This window comes from Streptomyces sp. NBC_01716 (assembly GCF_036248275.1).
Taxonomy (GTDB): Bacteria; Actinomycetota; Actinomycetes; order Streptomycetales; family Streptomycetaceae; genus Streptomyces.
The window spans coordinates 1,360,199-1,377,426 of the sequence record NZ_CP109181.1 but is presented as its reverse complement, the minus strand read 5'-3'; the positions used below and the strand labels follow the sequence as shown (position 1 = coordinate 1,377,426).

Below are 17,228 nucleotides of genomic sequence, written 5' to 3'. Positions count from 1 at the left end.
TTTCGAATACCCGACCCCTGAATCGACCGCCAGAGGGCTTAGATGGTTCGTGTTGAAGCACCCATGAAAGATCCAGCATCATCCGCGGTTCGCCCGCTTCTGCTCACCGCGGCCCTGATGGCGTCAGTGACAGCCGTCGTCGTGTACGTCGTCGCGGATGCCGCCCGCTTACCCGTCGCGGCCTACGGAGCCGTCGCCACCGTTCTCGTCAGCTGGGGCGCGGTGGAGATCCGCCGGCGCGGAGAGGCGACGCGCACCCTGCACACGCGGTACGCGGAGCATGTCGCGTTCCTGGAGCGGCGGATCGCCGAGCACGACAGCCAGAGCGTGCGCCTCGGCAAGGAACTGATGCCGCTCGCGATCTACCAGCTCCGCCGGGGGAACTCACCCCGGGAAGTCATGAACGTCATCGTGGACGGTGACGAGCGGTACCGCGAACTCCCCGAATCGCAGCGCGTGTTGCTCCGCGCGATTCTCGACATCGTCGACGACGAGGAGGCCATGCGCGAATCCGCGCAGCGCTCCTTCGTCAACATCGCCCGCCGTGTCCAGTCCCTCGTGCACCAACAGGCCAGTGAGCTACGCGAGATGGAGGAGCACCACGGCCGGAACCCCGACGTCTTCGACGACCTGCTGCGCATCGACCACGGCACCGCCCTCATCGGCCGGCTCGCCGACAGTGTCGCCGTACTCGGCAAGGCCCGTCCCGGACGCCAATGGCCCAGGCCCGTACCGCTGTTCAGCGTGCTGCGCGGTGCCATGTCCCGGATCCTGGAGTACCAGCGCGTCGATCTGCACTCGATCGCCAAGGTCGCCATCGTCGGTACGGCCGTCGAACCGCTGATCCACGCGTGCGCCGAACTCCTCGACAACGCCACCCGTTACTCGCCCCCGCAGACGCGCGTCCATGTGACCGCCGTCGAGGTGCAGACCGGCATCGCCATCGAGATCGAGGACGGCGGCGTCAGCCTCAGCGAGGAGGCACGCACCCGGGCCGAGCGGATGCTCGCGCAGGCGCAGGCCGGTATCGACCTCAACGACCTCGGCGAGAGCCCGCGCCTCGGCATGGCGGTCGTCGGCCGCCTCTGCCAGATGTACAACCTCCAGGTCTCGCTGCGGCAGTCCGCGTACGGCGGCGTCCGCGCCGTCCTCGTCGTACCGCGCGACGTGGTCACCACCGGCCCCGCGCCCGGCATCGCCCACGGCATCGGCGCGACCGCGCTGGGCGTCGGCGGCACCGAACTGCCCGAGATGCGCCCGTCGCGCAAGGCCGCCGCGAGCGCCGCACCGGATCAGACCGCCCCGGCCGGGGACCGCCCGGCCGACCCGGCGCCCGCACCGGCCGCCGTTCCCGCGCCCCGCCCGGCCACCGGTCCGGTACGGCCGGCGCCCGCCAAGGCGGGCATGGAGGACGACGTACCCGTCGTCACCGAGTGGACGGCGAACGGCCTCCCGCAGCGCCGCAGCCGGGGCAGGGCCCCGCTGGGCTCGCACAACATCGCGCGGACACCGGCGCCGGGCAGTGCGAACGGCACATCCGCCGGTACGGCGGGCACCGCCAACGGCACCGCGAACGGCTCCGGGGAAGCCCGGAAACCCGGTCCCGGCGTCTGGCTCGAAGCCTTCACCAAGGCGGTCAACGGCGAAGCGCAGGCACCGCCGACCGGTTCCACCGGGACAGACACGGGCGCGGGCACCGGCACGAGCGGTACGGGCACGGGCGCCGCGACAGACACAGGGGAAGCGCCGCCGGACCGGCCCGGCGAGCGTGGCGAATCAGACGATGTGTGGGGCAAAGGGGACCTGAAGTGATCCAGCAGCGCGCAAACCTGGACTGGATGCTCAAGGAGCTGGCGGACGGCGTTCCGCAGGTCCAGCAGATCGTGGTCCTCTCCGCCGACGGTCTGCGGATAGCCAGGCACGGCGGTGACCCCGACGTCGCCGACCGGCTCGCCGCCGCCTGCGCGGGACTTCAGAGTCTCGCCGCCGCCGTCGCCGCCGAAATCCCGCAGAGCGACGGCCGGATGAGGCTCGTCGTCATCGAAGTGACCGGCGGATTCTTCTACTTGATGGAAGCGGGCACCGGCGCCTATCTCGCCGTACTCGCCGACGAGACGGTGGACGCCGGACTCGTCGGCGCCCGGATGAGAGACATGGTCGTGCGGATCGGCGCCCACCTGACGAGCCCGCCGCGACACGACGGGCAGGCCGGATGACTCCTCCCCGACGAGAACGCAGGTTACCGGGGGCCGATGTAGGAGACCCGGAACGGCTGTACGTGATCACCGGCGGCCCGGACGGCGCCAAGCGGGCCTCGCTCGACCTCGTCACCATGATCGTGGCGCGCGAGGCCCCCTCCCCGACGGTGCCGCCCGAACAGGCCGCCATCCTGCGGCTGTGCGGTGCGCCACTGTCCGTGGCCGAGCTCTCGGCCTACCTCAGCCTGCCGTTCAGCGTGGTGACGGCCCTGCTGACCGACCTCCTCACACTGGATCTGGTCGAGTCCCGCGCGCCCGTCGCCCGCGCCTCACTCCCCGACAGGTCCCTTCTCGAAGCGGTGATGCATGGACTCCAGAAGCTCTGACACGATCACAGGCCCCAGGAGCGAGGACGTACTTCCCACCACGGCCACATCCGCGGTGAAGGTCGTGATAGTGGGCGGATTCGGGGTCGGCAAGACGACCATGGTCGGGTCGGTGAGCGAGATCCGACCGCTCACCACCGAAGAGACCATGACCCAGGCCGGAGTCGGCGTGGACGACAACTCCGGGGTGGAGACCAAGACCGCCACCACCGTCGCCATGGACTTCGGCCGGATCAGCATCAGTGAGCAACTGGTGCTCTATCTCTTCGGCACCCCCGGCCAGGAACGGTTCTGGTTCCTCTGGAACGGCCTCTTCGAGGGCGCCCTCGGCGCCGTCGTCCTCGTCGACACCCGGCGTCTCGAAGTCAGCTTCGACGTCATCGGGCGCCTGGAGGAGCGCGGCGTGCCGTTCGTCGTCGCCGTCAACACCTTCCCCGACGCGCCGAGCCACCCCGTCGAGGCGCTGCGTGCGGCGCTCGACCTGCCCGACGCGGTGCCGATGGTCAACTGCGACGCGCGGCTGAAGGAGTCGAGCCGCGACGTCCTGATGACCCTCATGCGCTATCTGCACTCGCTGGCGCTGCCGGCCTGATCCCCTCTTTTCCCCACCCTGCCCGTCCCCGGGCTCTTCCCCCCCCCACTTGCCCATCCCTGGACTCCTCCCATCTCTGGAGCGACCGTGACAACGCCCTCTTCGCACCGGCCGGGAACGGACGGACCCGCCGGCCCGCCGCCGGGCTGCCCGGCCCACGGGCTCGTCGGCGACGCCCTCGTCGGCGACCTGGCGCCCACCGGGCTGCGGCGGCTCTACGGCCCCGAGGCCGAGAACGACGCCGCGGGCCTGTACGAGAAGCTGCGCGCCGAGCACGGTTCGGTGGCGCCGGTCCTGCTGCACGGCGACGTACCCGCCTGGCTGGTTCTCGGCCACAGCGAGAACCTGCACATGACGCGTACCCCCTCGCAGTTCTCGCGGGACTCGCGCCGCTGGCGCGCCGTCAACGACGGCAGCGTGGCCCCCGACCACCCCCTCGCGCCCATCTTCAGCTGGCAGCCCATCTGCGTCTTCGCGGACGGCGCCGACCACGAGCGGCTGCGCGGCGCCGTCACCGACTCGATCGGCCGGATCGACCACCGGGGCGTACGGCGCTTCATCAACCGCTACAGCAACCGGCTCGTCAACGAGTTCTGCCAGGCGGGCAAGGCCGATCTCGTCAGCCGCTTCGCCGAGCATCTGCCGATGATGGTGATGGCACAGATCCTCGGTATGCCCGAGGAGTACAACGAACGGCTGGTCGAGTCCGCCCGCGACATGATCAAGGGCACGGAGACGGCCGTCGAGAGCAACGCCTACGTGATGGGCGTCCTGGACCGGCTGGTCGCCCGCCGGCGCGCGGCGCCCGAGGAGGACTTCGCGAGCTGGCTGATCGAGCACCCGGCCGGACTCACCGACACGGAGGTCGCCCAGCATCTGCGGCTGGTGCTCATCGCCGCGTACGAGACCACGGCCAACCTCATCGCCAACGTGCTCCGGATGGTCCTCACCGATCCGCGCTTCCGGGCCCAGCTCAGCGGCGGCCATATGACGCTGCCCGAGGCGGTCGAGCAGACCCTCTGGGACGAGCCGCCGTTCACCACCATCTTCGGCCGCTGGGCCGTCGGCGACACCGAACTCGGCGGGCAGCGGATCAAGGCGGGCGACGCGCTCGTCGTCGGGATCGCCGCGGCCAACGTCGACCCGACGGTACGGCCCGACGTCAACGCGTCCATGCAGGGCAACCGCGCCCATCTCGCCTTCAGCGGCGGCCCGCACGAGTGCCCCGGCCAGGACATCGGGCGCGCGATCGCCGACACCGGCATCGACGCGCTGCTGCTGCGCCTGCCCGACATCCAACTGGCCGTGCCCGAGGAGGACTTGCGCTGGTCGTCGACGCTCATGTCGCGGCACCTCCAAGAGCTGCCGGTGACCTTCGTGGCGCGCCCGCCGCAGGATGTCGTCGGGCCGCCGTCGGCGACGCCCGAGCGCGCGCCGCGCGGCGAGTGGCGGGTGGAGTCGCCCCGCCCGGGGGCCGCGCAGGCCGCACCGGGCGGGCCCGCCGTACCGCCGTCCGCGTCGCCGGCGCCCGTAGCGCCCGCCGTAGCACCGGCGCCCGTACCGCCGGCGCCGGCCGCGGGGATTCCGGCACAACGCCGCCCCGGCGCGCCGGCCCGCGCGTTGCAGGCAGTGGCGCGGTGGTGGCGGGGGTACTGACAGCGGTGATGGGTGGGGGCGGGCCGGACGCTCAGCGCTCGGTGTCCAGCTGCTCCCACCACCACGAGATGGTGGGGAACGGCAGCGGCTCGGTGCCCGAGTCGGAGGGGTACCGCTTCCACCAGCCCCCCGGCTCCGCCGCCGGTCCCGACGGCACCGAGTAGCGGGGGCAGACCGACGCCCAGTCCAGATGGCCCCGGACGAACTGCCCCAACCCCTCGACGTAGCCGCGCAGTTCGTTGCTCGCGTCGAGAAGGACCTGCTCGCTCAGCCGGGCGTGCAGCACCATCACCCGGTCCCGCATGGCCACGGCGTGAATCAGCGCTTCACGCGGCTCGCAGCCGAGCTCCTGGCAGAGCACGTCGATCAGATTGAGGTCGTCGCCCGCGCGCAGCAGTTCCTTGTTCCGGGAGTAGAGGTCGTTGTCCCAGCTGACCAGCGTCCAGACGATCTCGGTGAGCGCCTGGACACGCGGGTCCGCCAACTCCTCGTCCCGTAAGGCGAATCCGCCCACTATCTCGATCATCGCGGTGGACGGTGCCATGCCTATGGCCCGCATCCACAGGGTGATGTAGTCGTTGAGCGACGGCAGATCGGCGCTTCTGCGCCAGGACGCCTCCCACACCAGACCCGAGGTGTACACCCGCATGGCATCGGTCCAGCGGCGCAGTTGCGGCGGGGACGCGTACCGCTCCAGCTCCGTCCGCAGCGCGCGCAGCGCGGCGGTGTGCGGTGAGTCCGCGCGGGAGCCGGTGGCCGGGGCCTCGACCGCGCGCATGATGCGGGAGGACTCCTGTGCCATCAGATCGGCGGTGGCGTCGGTCTCGTCGCAGACACCGTCGTCGAGGGAGAAGAGCACGGCGTGCAGCTTGGCCATCAGCGTGAGCGGTTCGAGCTTCCCGTACGGCATCGTCGATGCCGTGAGCCCGCCGAAGTCGCAGACGGAGAGGCGCTTGCGCTGCTGCTCGTCGGTATCGAGATTCTGGCGCAGCATCCACTCAACCGTGAGGTCGTTGAGGACGTCGGCGCCGGGATGCGCGGCCGGTTCCACCGGGCAGTAGAACGGCACGGCAGGCAGCTGCCGGGCCAGGGCCTGTTCCTCGACGCACGTCATGACCGGCCTCCTGGGAGATGTGTGAGCGCAGGGCTGGTTCAGTGAACTGCGAGCGCGGGGCGGGGTGTTGTGGGGCGGGGACTGTTCGAGTGGAGCGTATATGCCCATGACGGTTCGTCAATAACTGTGCGGCTGACCTATGCCTGGCCGGAAATGACCGTATGTGGCGTGTCCGGGATCACAGGCCGTAATCGATCCGCCGGGTTCCCGGTGCGGCCTCAGCCGCGCGCGCCGAACGCCTGGGTCCACCACGGTCCGCCGGACGCGTCGTGGACGCCGACACCGATCTCCTTGAAGGCGCAGTTGAGGATGTTGGCCCGGTGGCCGGGACTGTTCATCCAGCCTTCCATCACCGAGGCGGGCGTCTGCTGGCCCCTCGCGATGTTCTCGCCGTAGGTGGTCCACCGGTAGCCCGCCGCCGTGATGCGGTCGCCCGGGTCCCTGCCGTCCGGGCTGGTGTGGTCGAAGTAGTCCTTGGCCGCCATGTCCTGGGAGTGGCGCAGCGCGGCCGTCTCCAACTGGGAGTTGGCGGTCACCGGACCACAACCGGCCTTGGAACGCTCGGAGTTGACGAGCGTGGTGACCTGCTCGGCGAAGCCGCCACCGCCGCCGCCCGGCTCGGGTTCGTTCGTCGTGGGCTTCGGATCGGGCTTCGGGCCCGGTTCGGCGGTGGTGGGGCGCGGGTCCGGCGCGGGCTTGCTCGGCTTCGCCGCCTTCTTGGAGGGCGAGCGGGTCGGCGAGGGCGAAGGGCTCGCGCTGGTGCGCGAGGGGGAGGGCGAGGGGCCGGCCGACTTCGTCGGGCTCACCGCCGACTTGGGCTCCAGTGTTTCCGGCTCGACGGCGGTGGAGGCGCGCGACTCGTCGTTGTTCCGCTCGCCCGAGACGAACTGGGCCGCGCCCGCGGCGGCGACCAGCGCGGCGACGGCGGCGGTCACGGTGACGACGCGGCGCCGTTTCGCCCGCCGGTCGCGGCGCTGGGCGTCCCTGGCCCGCGTACGGCCCCGGGCCCCGGCGTCGTCGCCGCCGGCGGAGACGCTGCCGTGGCCCGCACCGACGTGGCCGTGCGCGGACGACGGGGACCCGGACGGGCCCGGACGGGAGTCGAGCGGCACCGGCGGGAGGTCGGCCACGAGGATGTCGGCGGGCACCAGACCGGCCGCGTACCCGGAGCAGACGGTGCACTCGTAGATGTGCCCGGCTATTCGCTCACGCCAGAGCGGGGACGGTATGCCGCCCCAGCCGCCGGTCAACTGCTCCAGCAGCACGCACGGCGGCTCGGCCGACAGCGCGCGGACCACCACGCGGGCGGTCTCCAGCTCGTGTTCCATCCGCTCGACCCGGGCCGCCACGTGCTGGGTGTCGGCGGTGAGGGCGGCGGCGACCTCGGGCCGGGTGAGTTCACCGGCGCACTCCAGCCACCACAGCGCCACCAGCGTGTGGTGCTCCCGGTCGACCCACCGCGTGGCCTCGGCGACCTCCCGGTGCTGACCGGTCAGACCGAGACGGCTGATCATCAGATCCACGAAGTCGAAGTCGGGGCGGTGGAGGGCCGGGTCGTACAGATAGTCCGCGTGCTCACGGATCCTGGCGACCGTGGTCGTGACCAGATACGGACGGAAGTCGGCCGGGCGGCGCAGCCCGTCGAGGCCGTCGATGGCATGGCGCACCGTCTCCCGCGCCACGGCCCCCACCTCGGGGTGCCCGTGCAGGGCGTGGCCGACGAGCTGGTGGACGAGCGGCAGCGACTCCTGGCCGAGCCGGTCCCTGGCCGCCCGGTCCCCGGCCCGCGCCGCCTTGACCTCTGAGGCCTTGAACGGACTGCTCACGCTGTCTCACTCCCACTCATGACTCGCGGTGGCCACCGATCGTAAGGGGAGTGGCGGCGCGCCATCTCGCGGTTGCCGTACTTGGGTACGCACAAGTGGTCGATTTCTTACCTGGTTTCCGGTTCGGTCCACCGCCCGGCTTCCGAGTCGCGTGAAGCTTGTCTGTCGGCCCGCTTAAGAAATCCTCGATGGACTGAATGGTCCTGCCGACGGGAGATTGGTGCCGGGATCGACCAGCATTGATCGCGTCCGCACGCGCGGCGCACCCGCGCCCGCGCCCCGGTCCGCGTCTGTCCGCACCCCCTCCGCACTCCGTCCGCACCTGGACCGCACCGCCTGGAGCCGCACCGATGAAGGCACTTGTGAAGCTGACGGCCGAGCCGGGGCTCCGGCTCACCGATGTGCCCGAGCCGGAGACCGGGCCCGGCGACGTACTCATCAAGGTGCTCCGTACGGGCATCTGCGGTACCGATCTGCACATCCGTGCCTGGGACGGCTGGGCCCGGCAGGCGGTCGACGTGCCACGTGTTCTTGGTCACGAATTCGTCGGCGAGGTCGCTTCCGTCGGCTCCGACGTCCACGACATCGCCGTCGGTGACCTCGTGAGCGGCGAAGGACATCTGGTCTGCGGCAAATGCCGTAACTGTCTGGCCGGCCGCAGACATCTGTGCCGCAGCACCGTCGGACTCGGGGTCGGCCGCGACGGAGCGTTCGCCGAGTACGTCGCGCTGCCCGCGTCGAACGTCTGGGTCCACCGCGCCCCCGTCGACCTCGACATCGCGGCGATCTTCGACCCGTTCGGCAACGCCGTGCACACCGCGCTCACCTTCCCCCTCGTCGGTGAGGACGTGCTGATCACCGGCGCGGGCCCGATCGGCATCATGGCGGCGGCCGTCGCCCGGCACGCGGGCGCCCGCAACATCGTCATCACCGACGTCAGCCCCGAGCGTCTGGAGATCGCCCGCAAGGTCGGCGCCACGCTCGCGCTCGACGTGTCGCACACCGGCATCGCCGAGGCGCAGCGGCGGCTCGGCCTCAAAGAGGGGTTCGACGTCGGACTGGAGATGTCCGGCCGCCCGGAGGCGATGCGCGACATGGTCGACAACATGACGCACGGCGGCCGGATCGCCATGCTGGGGCTGCCAGCGAAGGAGTTCGCCGTCGACTGGGCGAAGATCGTGACCTCGATGATCACGGTGAAGGGCATCTACGGCCGTGAGATGTTCGAGACGTGGTACGCGATGACCGTGCTGCTCGAAGGCGGACTCGACCTCGGGCCCGTCATCACCGGCACTTACGGCTACGAGGACTTCGACGCGGCCTTCGACGAGGCGGCGAGAGCCACCGGCGGCAAGATCATCCTCAACTGGGCCTGACAGCCGGCCCGCTCCTCCCGCACACCAACCTCACCTCGCCCGCCCGCACCTCGCCCGCCCCTCTCCCGGGAGTCCTGTTATGTACGCGTCCGTCCGCGACGACCTCCGCGCCACCCTCGACGAGATCCGGGACGCCGGACTCTTCAAGCCCGAGCGCGTCATCTCCACCCCGCAGAGCGCTTCCGTCTCCGTCGGCGCCGGTGACGTACTCAACTTCTGCGCCAACAACTACCTCGGTCTCGCCGACCACCCGGACGTCGTCGCCGCGGCCAAGGACGCGCTGGACCGCTGGGGCTACGGCATGGCCTCCGTACGCTTCATCTGCGGCACCCAGGAGATCCACAAGGAGCTGGAGCGGCGCCTCTCCTCGTTCCTCGGCCAGGAGGACACGATCCTCTACTCCTCCTGCTTCGACGCCAACGGCGGCGTGTTCGAAACCCTGCTCGGCCCCGAGGACGCGGTCATCTCCGACGCGCTCAACCACGCCAGCATCATCGACGGCATCCGGCTCTCCAAGGCCCGGCGGCTGCGGTACGCCAACCGCGACCTCGCCGAACTCGAAGCCAGGCTCAAGGAGTCCCAGGACGCGCGCCGCCGCCTCGTCGTGACGGACGGTGTCTTCTCCATGGACGGCTACGTCGCGCCGCTGGCCGAGATCTGCGACCTCGCCGACCGCTACGACGCCATGGTGATGGTCGACGACTCGCACGCCGTCGGCTTCGTCGGCCCCGGCGGCCGGGGCACCCCCGAGCTGCACGGCGTGATGGACCGCGTCGACATCATCACCGGCACACTCGGCAAGGCGCTCGGCGGCGCGTCCGGCGGCTACGTCGCCGCCCGCGCCGAGATCGTCGAGCTGCTGCGCCAGCGCTCGCGCCCGTACCTCTTCTCCAACTCCCTCGCCCCGGTCATCGCCGCCGCCTCGATCAAGGTCCTCGACCTGCTGGAGAGCGCGGGCGAGCTGCGCGAGCGGCTGAAGGCGAACACGGCGCTCTTCCGTACGGAGATGACGGCGGCCGGGTTCGAGATCCTGCCCGGCGACCACCCCATCGCCCCCGTCATGATCGGCGACGCCGCCGAGGCGGGGCGGATGGCGGAGCTGCTGCTGGAGCGGGGGGTGTACGTGATCGGGTTCTCGTACCCCGTCGTCCCGATGGGACAGGCGCGGATCCGGGTGCAGCTGTCGGCGGCGCACTCGACGGCGGACGTGAAGCGGGCGGTGGCGGCGTTCGCCGACGCGCGCGCGGCGCTCGGCGCCTGACGGGCACGGCCCGATGGGGCCCGGCCCGAAGTCGCCGTGGCCTGGCACCATGGCTGAGTGATCGACCCCCGGCGACTGCGCATCCTGCGAGCCGTGGCGGACCACCGTACGGTGACCGCCGCGGCCGCCGCGCTGTATCTGACCCCGTCGGCCGTCTCCCAGCAGCTCGCCGCGCTGGAGCAGGAGACCGGCCACGCGCTGCTGACCCGCAGCGGCAGGGGCGTACGGCTGACGGCGGCCGGGGAGATCCTGCTCACACACGCCCACGCGGTCCTCTCACAGCTGGAGCGGGCCGAGGCCGAGCTGGCGGCGTACGCGGGCGGGGCGGCCGGGGAGATCACGGTCGCAGCGTTCGCCACCGGGATCGCCGAGGTGCTGGCCCCCGCGATCGCACAGCTCGCCGGCTCACACCCGGGCATCCGCGTACGGGTACGGGACTCCGAGGGCGACGAGAGCCTGCCCCTGCTGCTCGACGGGCAGGCGGACGTGGCGCTGGCCGTCGAATACCGGGGCGCGCCCACGGAGGACGACCCACGCCTGTCGCGCGTACCGCTCTACGCCGAACCGTTCGACGCCGTCCTGCCCGAGGGGCACCCGCTCTGCCGCGAGATCGAGGTCCCGCTCGCTGAACTGTCGGACAGCGACTGGATCAGCCCGTACCCGGGCAACCCGTGCCACGAAGTGATGCGCCTGGCCTGCGAGTTGGCGGGCTTCGAACCGCGCCTGGTGCACTCGTCGGACGACTTCCGCGCGGTGGTCGCCCTCGCGGGCGCCGGCGCGGGGGTGGCGCTCGTCCCGCGCTCGGCGCTGCGCGGGATGGAGCTGAAGGGCACGGTGGTACGCCCGGTGTCCGGCCCGCCCGCCACGCGCCGGGTCTTCGCAGCGGTCCGCAGGGGCGCGGAGCACCACCCGCTGATCCGCCCGGTCCTGGACGCGCTGACGGAATCGGCGTCGGGCCTGACGACGGGCTGACGGCCTGAGCGGCTCGGCTCAGGCGGCCACCCACAGGATCAGGACCACGATGATCACGATGACCGCCCCGGCCGCGATCAGCCGCCGCTTCAACTGGTTCGACAGGGTCGGGACGACTTCGAGCCGCCGGGTGCCGGGGAAGACGTAGAAGACCCGGTTCGGATCGTCCATCAGCTCCACCCGGGCCAGCGGGCAGGTTTCGAGGGTCACCCGCCGGGACAGCTCCACCGTCCCGCGCGCGAGGTGCGCCGACACGGCCGCGCGGTGTTCGTCGTCGACGCCGGCGGGCACCCCGCCGCCCGGCGGGAGGTCGCGCTGCCGCCATCGCGCGGCGCCGGCCAGCCGGTCCCGGACCTTGTCGGGCCAGTCCGGCCTGGGGAGCCACAGGGACGCCTTCTCGTTCGCGTAATCGACCGTTCCCTCCACCCAGTGGGAGATGCTGCCCCGGCCGCCGCACACCTCGTGCGTGCCGACACCCCGCCCCGAGCAGCGCGCGCACGTCTCGTGCCCCCGGCCGTCGCACAGCGGGCACCGGATCCTGCCCCGGCCAGAGCAGCGCGGGCAGGCGGCATCGGCGGTGCCGCACACCGCGCAGGTGATCCGCTGGGCGCCCGGCGCCGTGGCGCGCGCACCGGTCGCGGCGGGCCGGGCCTTCGTCGTACGGGTACGGCGCCGGCCCGTCGTCTCGCACTGGGTGCAGGGGGCGACGTCCAGGCACACGTCGCACGTGGGCGGCTCGTTGCGGCAGGAACACGGATGCCGGCCGCCGCCGGAGCAACTGGCGCACCGCTGCGTCCCGTTGTCGCACGGACAGGGCACCAGCCGGTAGGAGCCGGAGCGGATCAGGGTGAGTCTGGCGGGCCCTTCGGGGGCAGGCAGGGGGTGGTCCTTGATGGCGCCCTCGTAAAGAGGCAGTGCCGACAGGTCCTCCGTACCGAAGGCGGTCCGCTGGGTCTCGGTGCGTCGCTCCGTGAAGCGGACGACATCGCAGCGCACCAGCTGCCGTCGCTCGACGTCCCGGATCCGGAGGGGGCCGGCACCCGCGCCGCCGTCCTTGGCCAGGTAGGGCGCGAGCGCCTTGAGTATGTCCGCGTCGGGCAGATCGTCGGAGAGCGCGTCGTCTTTCGTTGCGTCGGACATGGGCGGGTCTCGTCCCTCCTCCGGCGCGCGGCGACGCCGCGCAGACCGGCAGGGTAGGGCTGTTCCCGACCCGCCATCAAGAGGGCCCCGGAGGCGTGCGCCGGCAGGGCGGGGAGAGCGCGCCGACGCGCTCGCGCACGCCGCTGCCCCACCTGCCCCTGGGACCCCAGCAGCCCTACGAGAGAAGGCTCGGAGCCGCCCGGTCCAGCACCGAGCCGACGCGCTCCCATGTCTCCATGTCCCTTGCCACGGGCGGGAGTTCGGGGCCGTCGCCGGTCTTCCACGAGGCGGCGATCGCCACCGGGTCCTCGTCCGTCGCGGCCGACGCCGCCAGCGCCGCAGCGCCCAGGGCGACCAGCTCGCCGCTCTCCGGGACGATCACCGGGCGCCCGGAGAGGCGCCGTACGGTCTCCACCCACGTACGGCCCTGGGCGCCGCCGCCCACCAGACGCAGCGGCCTGCCCGCCACCGCCGGGTCCGCCGGGTCGAGGCCGCAGGCGCGCAGGACCTCGTCGAGCGCGCGCAGCACCGTCACCGCCGCGCCCTCGTACGCCGCCCCCAGCAACTGCTGTGGTGTGGTGTCGTGCCGCAGGCCCGTCAGCAGGCCCGAGGCGGTCGGCAGGTCGGGGGTGCGTTCGCCGTCGAGGTACGGCAGCAGCACCGCCTCCCCGCCCGGCGCCACGTCCTCGCGGTCGAGGCGCAGCAGCTCGGCGACCTTGTCGACGGCGAGCGTGCAGTTCAGGGTGCAGCCGAGCGGCAGGAACGTACCGTCGGCCGCCGCGAACCCGGACAGTGCCGCCGACGCCGGCCTGGTCCGCGTGGCGGCGAAGACCGTGCCCGACGTGCCGAGGCTCAGCACGGGGTGGTCCAGCAGCCCAGCGCCGCCGAGCCCGAGGCCGACCGCCGCGCTCATGTTGTCGCCCGTCCCGGCGGCCACCGCGATCCCGGCCGGCAGCCCCAGCTGCTCGGCGGCCGACGCGGTGAGCGAGCCGACCCGGGTGCCCCCGGTAGGTGCGACGGCCGGCAGCATCGACTCGTCGAGGCCCACGAGGGCGAGGAGCTGGGGGTCGTACGCCCCGGTCCCGGTGGAGTACCAGCAGGTGCCCGACGCGTCGCCGGGGTCGGTGGCCGCCGTGCCCGAGAGGCGTTCGGTGAGGAAGTCGTGGGGCAGCCGGACGGCCGTCGCCGCCTGGGCGGAGGCGGGGTCGTTCTCCCGCAGCCACTGCCACTTCGCCGCCGTCATCGAGGCGACGGGCACCGATCCGGTCGTGGCGATCCACGCGTCGGGCCCGCCCAGCGCCTCGGTGAGCGCGGCGGCCTGCGGGGCGGAGCGGGTGTCGTTCCACAGCAGGGCGGGCCGCAGGGGCTGCCCTGCGGCGTCGAGCACCACCAGGCCGTGCTGCTGCCCGGCGACCGCCAGGCCCGTGACGGCGGAGGCCGGTACGCCGGACTCCTTGAGGCCCATGGCGACGGCCTCGCGCAGCGCCTGCCACCACACCTCGGGGTCGGTCTCCCGCGCCCCGGCCTCGCCCGTCACCCGGTGCGGGGCGCGCCCGACGGCGAGCAGCCGTCCGGTCGCCGCGTCGGTGAACGCCGCCTTGGTCGACTGGGTGGAGCTGTCGACGCCGATGACCACCTGGCTGTGCGGCACGCTCGTACCTCTTCCTGATTTCCGGGCCTTGCGACGGTATTTTGGCCGCAGGCCAACAAATTACGTGATGTTGTCGTTCATCCGGCAGGGATGGGCGTTACTTCCTTGCCCGAGGGGGCATTCGTCGCTCGGGGCGGGGTTGGGCGGACACGGGGTCTTTTCCGTACCCACCCGGACGTGCATTATTAGTCATGTCAGGAAACAAAAAGGTCTGCACCTGCCGGACCTGAGGTATCGAAGGCGGCCAGAGAAATGACGGATCGTTTCACTCCCACCCCCGCGGACAAGTTCAGCTTCGGTCTGTGGACGGTCGGCTGGCAAGGCAGGGACCCGTTCGGAGACGCGACGCGTCCGGCGCTCGATCCCACCGAGTCCGTACAGCACCTCGCCGAACTGGGCGCGTACGGAGTGACCTTCCACGACGACGACCTGATCCCGTTCGGTTCGACGGACGCCGAGCGCGAGGGGCACATCAAGCGCTTCCGGCAGGCGCTGGACACCACCGGGCTCGTCGTGCCGATGGTGACCACCAACCTCTTCACCCACCCCGTCTTCAAGGACGGCGGCTTCACGGCGAACGACCGCGACGTCCGCCGCTTCGCGCTGCGCAAGACCCTGCGCAACCTCGACCTGGCCGCCGAGCTGGGCGCGAAGAGGTTCGTCGCCTGGGGCGGCCGTGAGGGCGCGGAGTCCGGCGGGGCGAAGGACGTGCGCCTCGCGCTCGACCGGATGAAGGAAGGCTTCGACCTGCTCGGCGAGTACGTCGTCTCGCAGGGGTACGACATCAAGTTCGCCATCGAGCCCAAGCCGAACGAGCCGCGCGGCGACATCCTCCTGCCGACCGTCGGTCACGCGCTCGCCTTCATCGAGCGCCTGGAGCGCCCCGAGCTGTACGGCGTCAACCCCGAGACCGGCCACGAGCAGATGGCCGGGCTCAACTTCCCGCACGCCATCGCGCAGGCCCTGTGGGCGGGCAAGCTCTTCCACATCGACCTCAACGGCCAGCACGGCACCCGGTACGACCAGGACCTGCGCTTCGGCGCCGGCGACCTGCGCGCCGCGTTCTGGCTGGTGGACCTGCTGGAGTCGGCGGGCTGGGAAGGATCGCGGCACTTCGACTTCAAGCCGCCGCGCACCGAGGACTTCGACGGTGTGTGGGCGTCCGCCGCGGGCTGCATGCGCAACTACCTGATCCTCAAGGAGCGCGCCGCCACCTTCCGTGCGGACCCCGAGGTCCAGGAGGCCCTGCGCGCCGCACGCCTGGACGAGCTCGCGCAGCCGACCGCCGCCGACGGCGTGGCCGGTCTGCTGGCCGACCGCAGCGCGTACGAGGACTTCGACGTGGCGGCCGCGGCCAGCCGCGGCATGGCCTTCGAGCACCTCGACCAGCTGGCGATGGACCACCTGCTGGGAGCCCGCTGACCCGGCACCGACGACCGTGTCCTGACATGACGAAGCCCGCGGAGCGAGCCAACCACCGGCCCGCCCCGCGGGCTTCGCGCCGTCATGCCTGCCGCGAACACCCCGCCCCCGGGCCGGGCGTTCCCTCGACGCCTCCCGCCGCCCGGCGAAATCGGACCCGCCCCGGCGGCCCTGGGCGACCGCGCGGATTCGGCGTTCGTCGATCTCCGGCCGGAACTCCTCGACGCTTCGGCGTCCGCGGTCCCTGAGCGGGGCCGACGGCCGCCGACGAGACCCCCGCGCGCCGGGACGGCGCTCCGTCGATGCCCGACCCCCGCGCCCCGCGACCCTCGCGCTACGCGCTCGTGCGGTGCGCGTATGCCACCGGGTCCGCCAGCACCGCGCGGACCACCAGTGCCGCCGCGCCCCGGGCCGCGTCGCCCGCCGAGGATGACGCGCGTAGCCTGCCGCTGTCGTGCGGCCACAGTCCGGAGACCACCCGGTCGGTCAACTCCCCGTCGGCGGGCGGCGAAAGCCATGGCATCAGGCTCCGGTAGATCCCGCCGAGCACCACCGCGTCGGGGTCGAAGAGGTTCACCGCGCCCGACAGGACCCGCCCGAGCATCCGGCCGGCCTCGCCGATGGCGGCTATCGCCCGTTTGTCGCCGCTCCTGGCCAGGGCCTCCAGCTCCGCGACGCCCGGCACCCCGGCGTTCTCGTCGAGCCCGGCGCCGCGCAGGAGCGCCGACTGGCCCGCGTACTGCTCAAGGCAGCCACGCGCGCCGCACCGGCACAGCGGCCCGCCGGCGTCGACGACCACATGGCCGATCTCACCGGCGAACCCGTTGGCGCCGCGCAGCAGTTCACCGTCGAGCACCAGCGCGCCGCCGACACCGATCTCCCCCGACAGATAGAGGAAGCTGCGGATCCCGCCCAGGCCCCCGAACCAGAGCTCGGCGAGCGCCGCCAGATTGGCCTCGTTCTCCGAACGCACCGGCAGCGGCGGCACGGCGGGCTGCGCCTCGGCCAGCGCCCCCGCGAACAACTCCTCGGCGGGCACCTGGTTCCAGCCCAGGTTGGGCGCCTGGCGGACCGCACCCCCGGCGACGAGACCGGGCAGCGCGAGCTGTACCCCGACCGGTGAAAGACCTTGCTCGGCGGCCGAGTCGAGGGTGCGCGCGGCGATCCGGGCGCCACGGGCGAGGACTTCGGCGGGTGCGGTGCCGCGATTGTCGAGGTGTTCGGTGAGACGTACGCGGTCGGTGCCCGACAGGTCGACCACGCACACCGACACGTAATCGATGTTGATCTCGACGCCGATGCCGGCCGGACCGGCCCGCGTCACCTTCAGCACGGTGCCCGGCCGCCCGGCCTGTCCGCTGAACGTCTTGCCGGACTCGGAGAGGAATCCGCTGTCCAGCAACTGCTCGACCAGCGACGACACCGCGGCCCGGGTCAGTCCGACCCGCGCCGCCACACCGGCCCTGGTCGCTTCGCCCTCGTCCCGTACGGCGCGCAGTACGAGGCTCAGATTGTGCCGGCGCACCGTCTCTTTGTCGGCCTTGGGACCGAGCGATGTGTGGTTGCTCTGCATAGTGCCGTCGAGCCTATGTGATCGGTATCCGGACGGACGGCCGGTCGCACGAGATCGTTGG

Annotated in this window: 14 protein-coding genes; 9 read left to right on the top strand and 5 right to left on the bottom strand. The window is 72.1% G+C overall.

Features of this window, described 5'->3' with window-relative positions:
* The first annotated feature begins 42 nt into the window (after positions 1-42).
* The 5 genes from OIE74_RS05900 to OIE74_RS05880 all read left to right on the top strand — a co-directional run bounded on the left by OIE74_RS05900 (position 43) and on the right by OIE74_RS05880 (position 4,832).
* Positions 43-1,812, top strand: a complete 1,770-nt coding sequence (locus tag OIE74_RS05900; RefSeq protein ID WP_329379123.1) for a sensor histidine kinase — start codon at positions 43-45, stop codon at positions 1,810-1,812.
* Positions 1,809-2,216 (top strand): roadblock/LC7 domain-containing protein, encoded by a 408-nt coding sequence (locus OIE74_RS05895; protein ID WP_329379120.1) that lies wholly within the window; start codon positions 1,809-1,811, stop codon positions 2,214-2,216. The genes OIE74_RS05900 and OIE74_RS05895 overlap by 4 nt, the downstream gene beginning before the upstream one ends.
* The gene (locus OIE74_RS05890; protein ID WP_189109718.1) at positions 2,213-2,584 is read left to right on the top strand and encodes a DUF742 domain-containing protein; all 372 of its coding nucleotides are present in this window, start codon (positions 2,213-2,215) and stop codon (positions 2,582-2,584) included. Before OIE74_RS05895 ends, OIE74_RS05890 begins: the two co-directional genes overlap by 4 nt.
* Complete coding sequence (locus OIE74_RS05885) at positions 2,565-3,176, top strand: GTP-binding protein (protein WP_329379115.1); 612 nt, start codon at positions 2,565-2,567, stop codon at positions 3,174-3,176. Before OIE74_RS05890 ends, OIE74_RS05885 begins: the two co-directional genes overlap by 20 nt.
* 87 nt (positions 3,177-3,263) lie before the next feature.
* A complete protein-coding gene (locus OIE74_RS05880) occupies positions 3,264-4,832 on the top strand; it encodes a cytochrome P450 (RefSeq protein ID WP_329379113.1) in 1,569 nt (522 codons plus the stop codon).
* 31 nt (positions 4,833-4,863) lie between these two features.
* Here OIE74_RS05880 and OIE74_RS05875 read toward each other — a convergent pair whose 3' ends face one another.
* Positions 4,864-5,946 carry a terpene synthase family protein gene (locus OIE74_RS05875; RefSeq protein WP_329379111.1) on the bottom strand — a complete coding sequence of 361 codons (1,083 nt, stop codon included), beginning with the start codon at positions 5,944-5,946 and terminating at the stop codon, positions 4,864-4,866.
* A 218-nt stretch (positions 5,947-6,164) separates the two neighbouring features.
* Complete coding sequence (locus OIE74_RS05870) at positions 6,165-7,772, bottom strand: CAP domain-containing protein (protein ID WP_329379109.1); 1,608 nt, start codon at positions 7,770-7,772, stop codon at positions 6,165-6,167.
* Between the two features lie 350 nt (positions 7,773-8,122).
* Between OIE74_RS05870 and tdh the strand changes: the two genes are divergently transcribed.
* The 3 genes from tdh to OIE74_RS05855 all read left to right on the top strand — a co-directional run bounded on the left by tdh (position 8,123) and on the right by OIE74_RS05855 (position 11,381).
* Positions 8,123-9,148, top strand: coding sequence for an L-threonine 3-dehydrogenase (gene tdh, locus OIE74_RS05865; protein WP_329379107.1), 1,026 nt, complete (start codon positions 8,123-8,125; stop codon positions 9,146-9,148).
* A 79-nt stretch (positions 9,149-9,227) separates the two neighbouring features.
* Positions 9,228-10,409, top strand: coding sequence for a glycine C-acetyltransferase (locus OIE74_RS05860; RefSeq protein ID WP_329379105.1), 1,182 nt, complete (start codon positions 9,228-9,230; stop codon positions 10,407-10,409).
* Between the two features lie 57 nt (positions 10,410-10,466).
* Positions 10,467-11,381: a LysR family transcriptional regulator gene (locus OIE74_RS05855; RefSeq protein ID WP_329379102.1), complete on the top strand. Its 915-nt coding sequence runs from the start codon at positions 10,467-10,469 to the stop codon at positions 11,379-11,381.
* 18 nt (positions 11,382-11,399) lie between these two features.
* Here the strand turns inward: OIE74_RS05855 and OIE74_RS05850 are convergent, their stop codons facing one another.
* Both OIE74_RS05850 and xylB read right to left on the bottom strand, forming a co-directional pair.
* Complete coding sequence (locus OIE74_RS05850) at positions 11,400-12,521, bottom strand: hypothetical protein (RefSeq protein ID WP_329379100.1); 1,122 nt, start codon at positions 12,519-12,521, stop codon at positions 11,400-11,402.
* A gap of 175 nt (positions 12,522-12,696) precedes the next feature.
* Positions 12,697-14,172 (bottom strand): xylulokinase, encoded by a 1,476-nt coding sequence (xylB, locus tag OIE74_RS05845; protein ID WP_329379098.1) that lies wholly within the window; start codon positions 14,170-14,172, stop codon positions 12,697-12,699.
* 252 nt (positions 14,173-14,424) lie between these two features.
* Here xylB and xylA point away from each other — a divergent pair, with 252 nt between their 5' ends.
* Entirely contained in the window at positions 14,425-15,594 is a 1,170-nt protein-coding gene (gene xylA / locus OIE74_RS05840) for a xylose isomerase (protein ID WP_329379096.1), read from the top strand.
* A 334-nt stretch (positions 15,595-15,928) separates the two neighbouring features.
* Here xylA and OIE74_RS05835 read toward each other — a convergent pair whose 3' ends face one another.
* Positions 15,929-17,167: an ROK family transcriptional regulator gene (locus tag OIE74_RS05835; protein WP_329379094.1), complete on the bottom strand. Its 1,239-nt coding sequence runs from the start codon at positions 17,165-17,167 to the stop codon at positions 15,929-15,931.
* Between the last annotated feature and the right edge of the window lie 61 nt (positions 17,168-17,228).

Bases quoted from the DNA above. Each gene is read 5' to 3' on its own strand.
- OIE74_RS05900 (WP_329379123.1), top strand. From the start codon at position 43: ATGGTTCGTGTTGAAGCACCCATGAAAGATCCAGCATCATCCGCGGTT.
- OIE74_RS05890 (WP_189109718.1), top strand. From the start codon at position 2,213: ATGACTCCTCCCCGACGAGAACGCAGGTTACCGGGGGCCGATGTAGGA.
- OIE74_RS05885 (WP_329379115.1), top strand. From the start codon at position 2,565: ATGGACTCCAGAAGCTCTGACACGATCACAGGCCCCAGGAGCGAGGAC.
- OIE74_RS05875 (WP_329379111.1), bottom strand. From the start codon at position 5,946: ATGACGTGCGTCGAGGAACAGGCCCTGGCCCGGCAGCTGCCTGCCGTG.
- tdh (WP_329379107.1), top strand. From the start codon at position 8,123: ATGAAGGCACTTGTGAAGCTGACGGCCGAGCCGGGGCTCCGGCTCACC.
- OIE74_RS05860 (WP_329379105.1), top strand. From the start codon at position 9,228: ATGTACGCGTCCGTCCGCGACGACCTCCGCGCCACCCTCGACGAGATC.
- OIE74_RS05850 (WP_329379100.1), bottom strand. From the start codon at position 12,521: ATGTCCGACGCAACGAAAGACGACGCGCTCTCCGACGATCTGCCCGAC.
- xylA (WP_329379096.1), top strand. From the start codon at position 14,425: ATGACGGATCGTTTCACTCCCACCCCCGCGGACAAGTTCAGCTTCGGT.
- OIE74_RS05835 (WP_329379094.1), bottom strand. From the start codon at position 17,167: ATGCAGAGCAACCACACATCGCTCGGTCCCAAGGCCGACAAAGAGACG.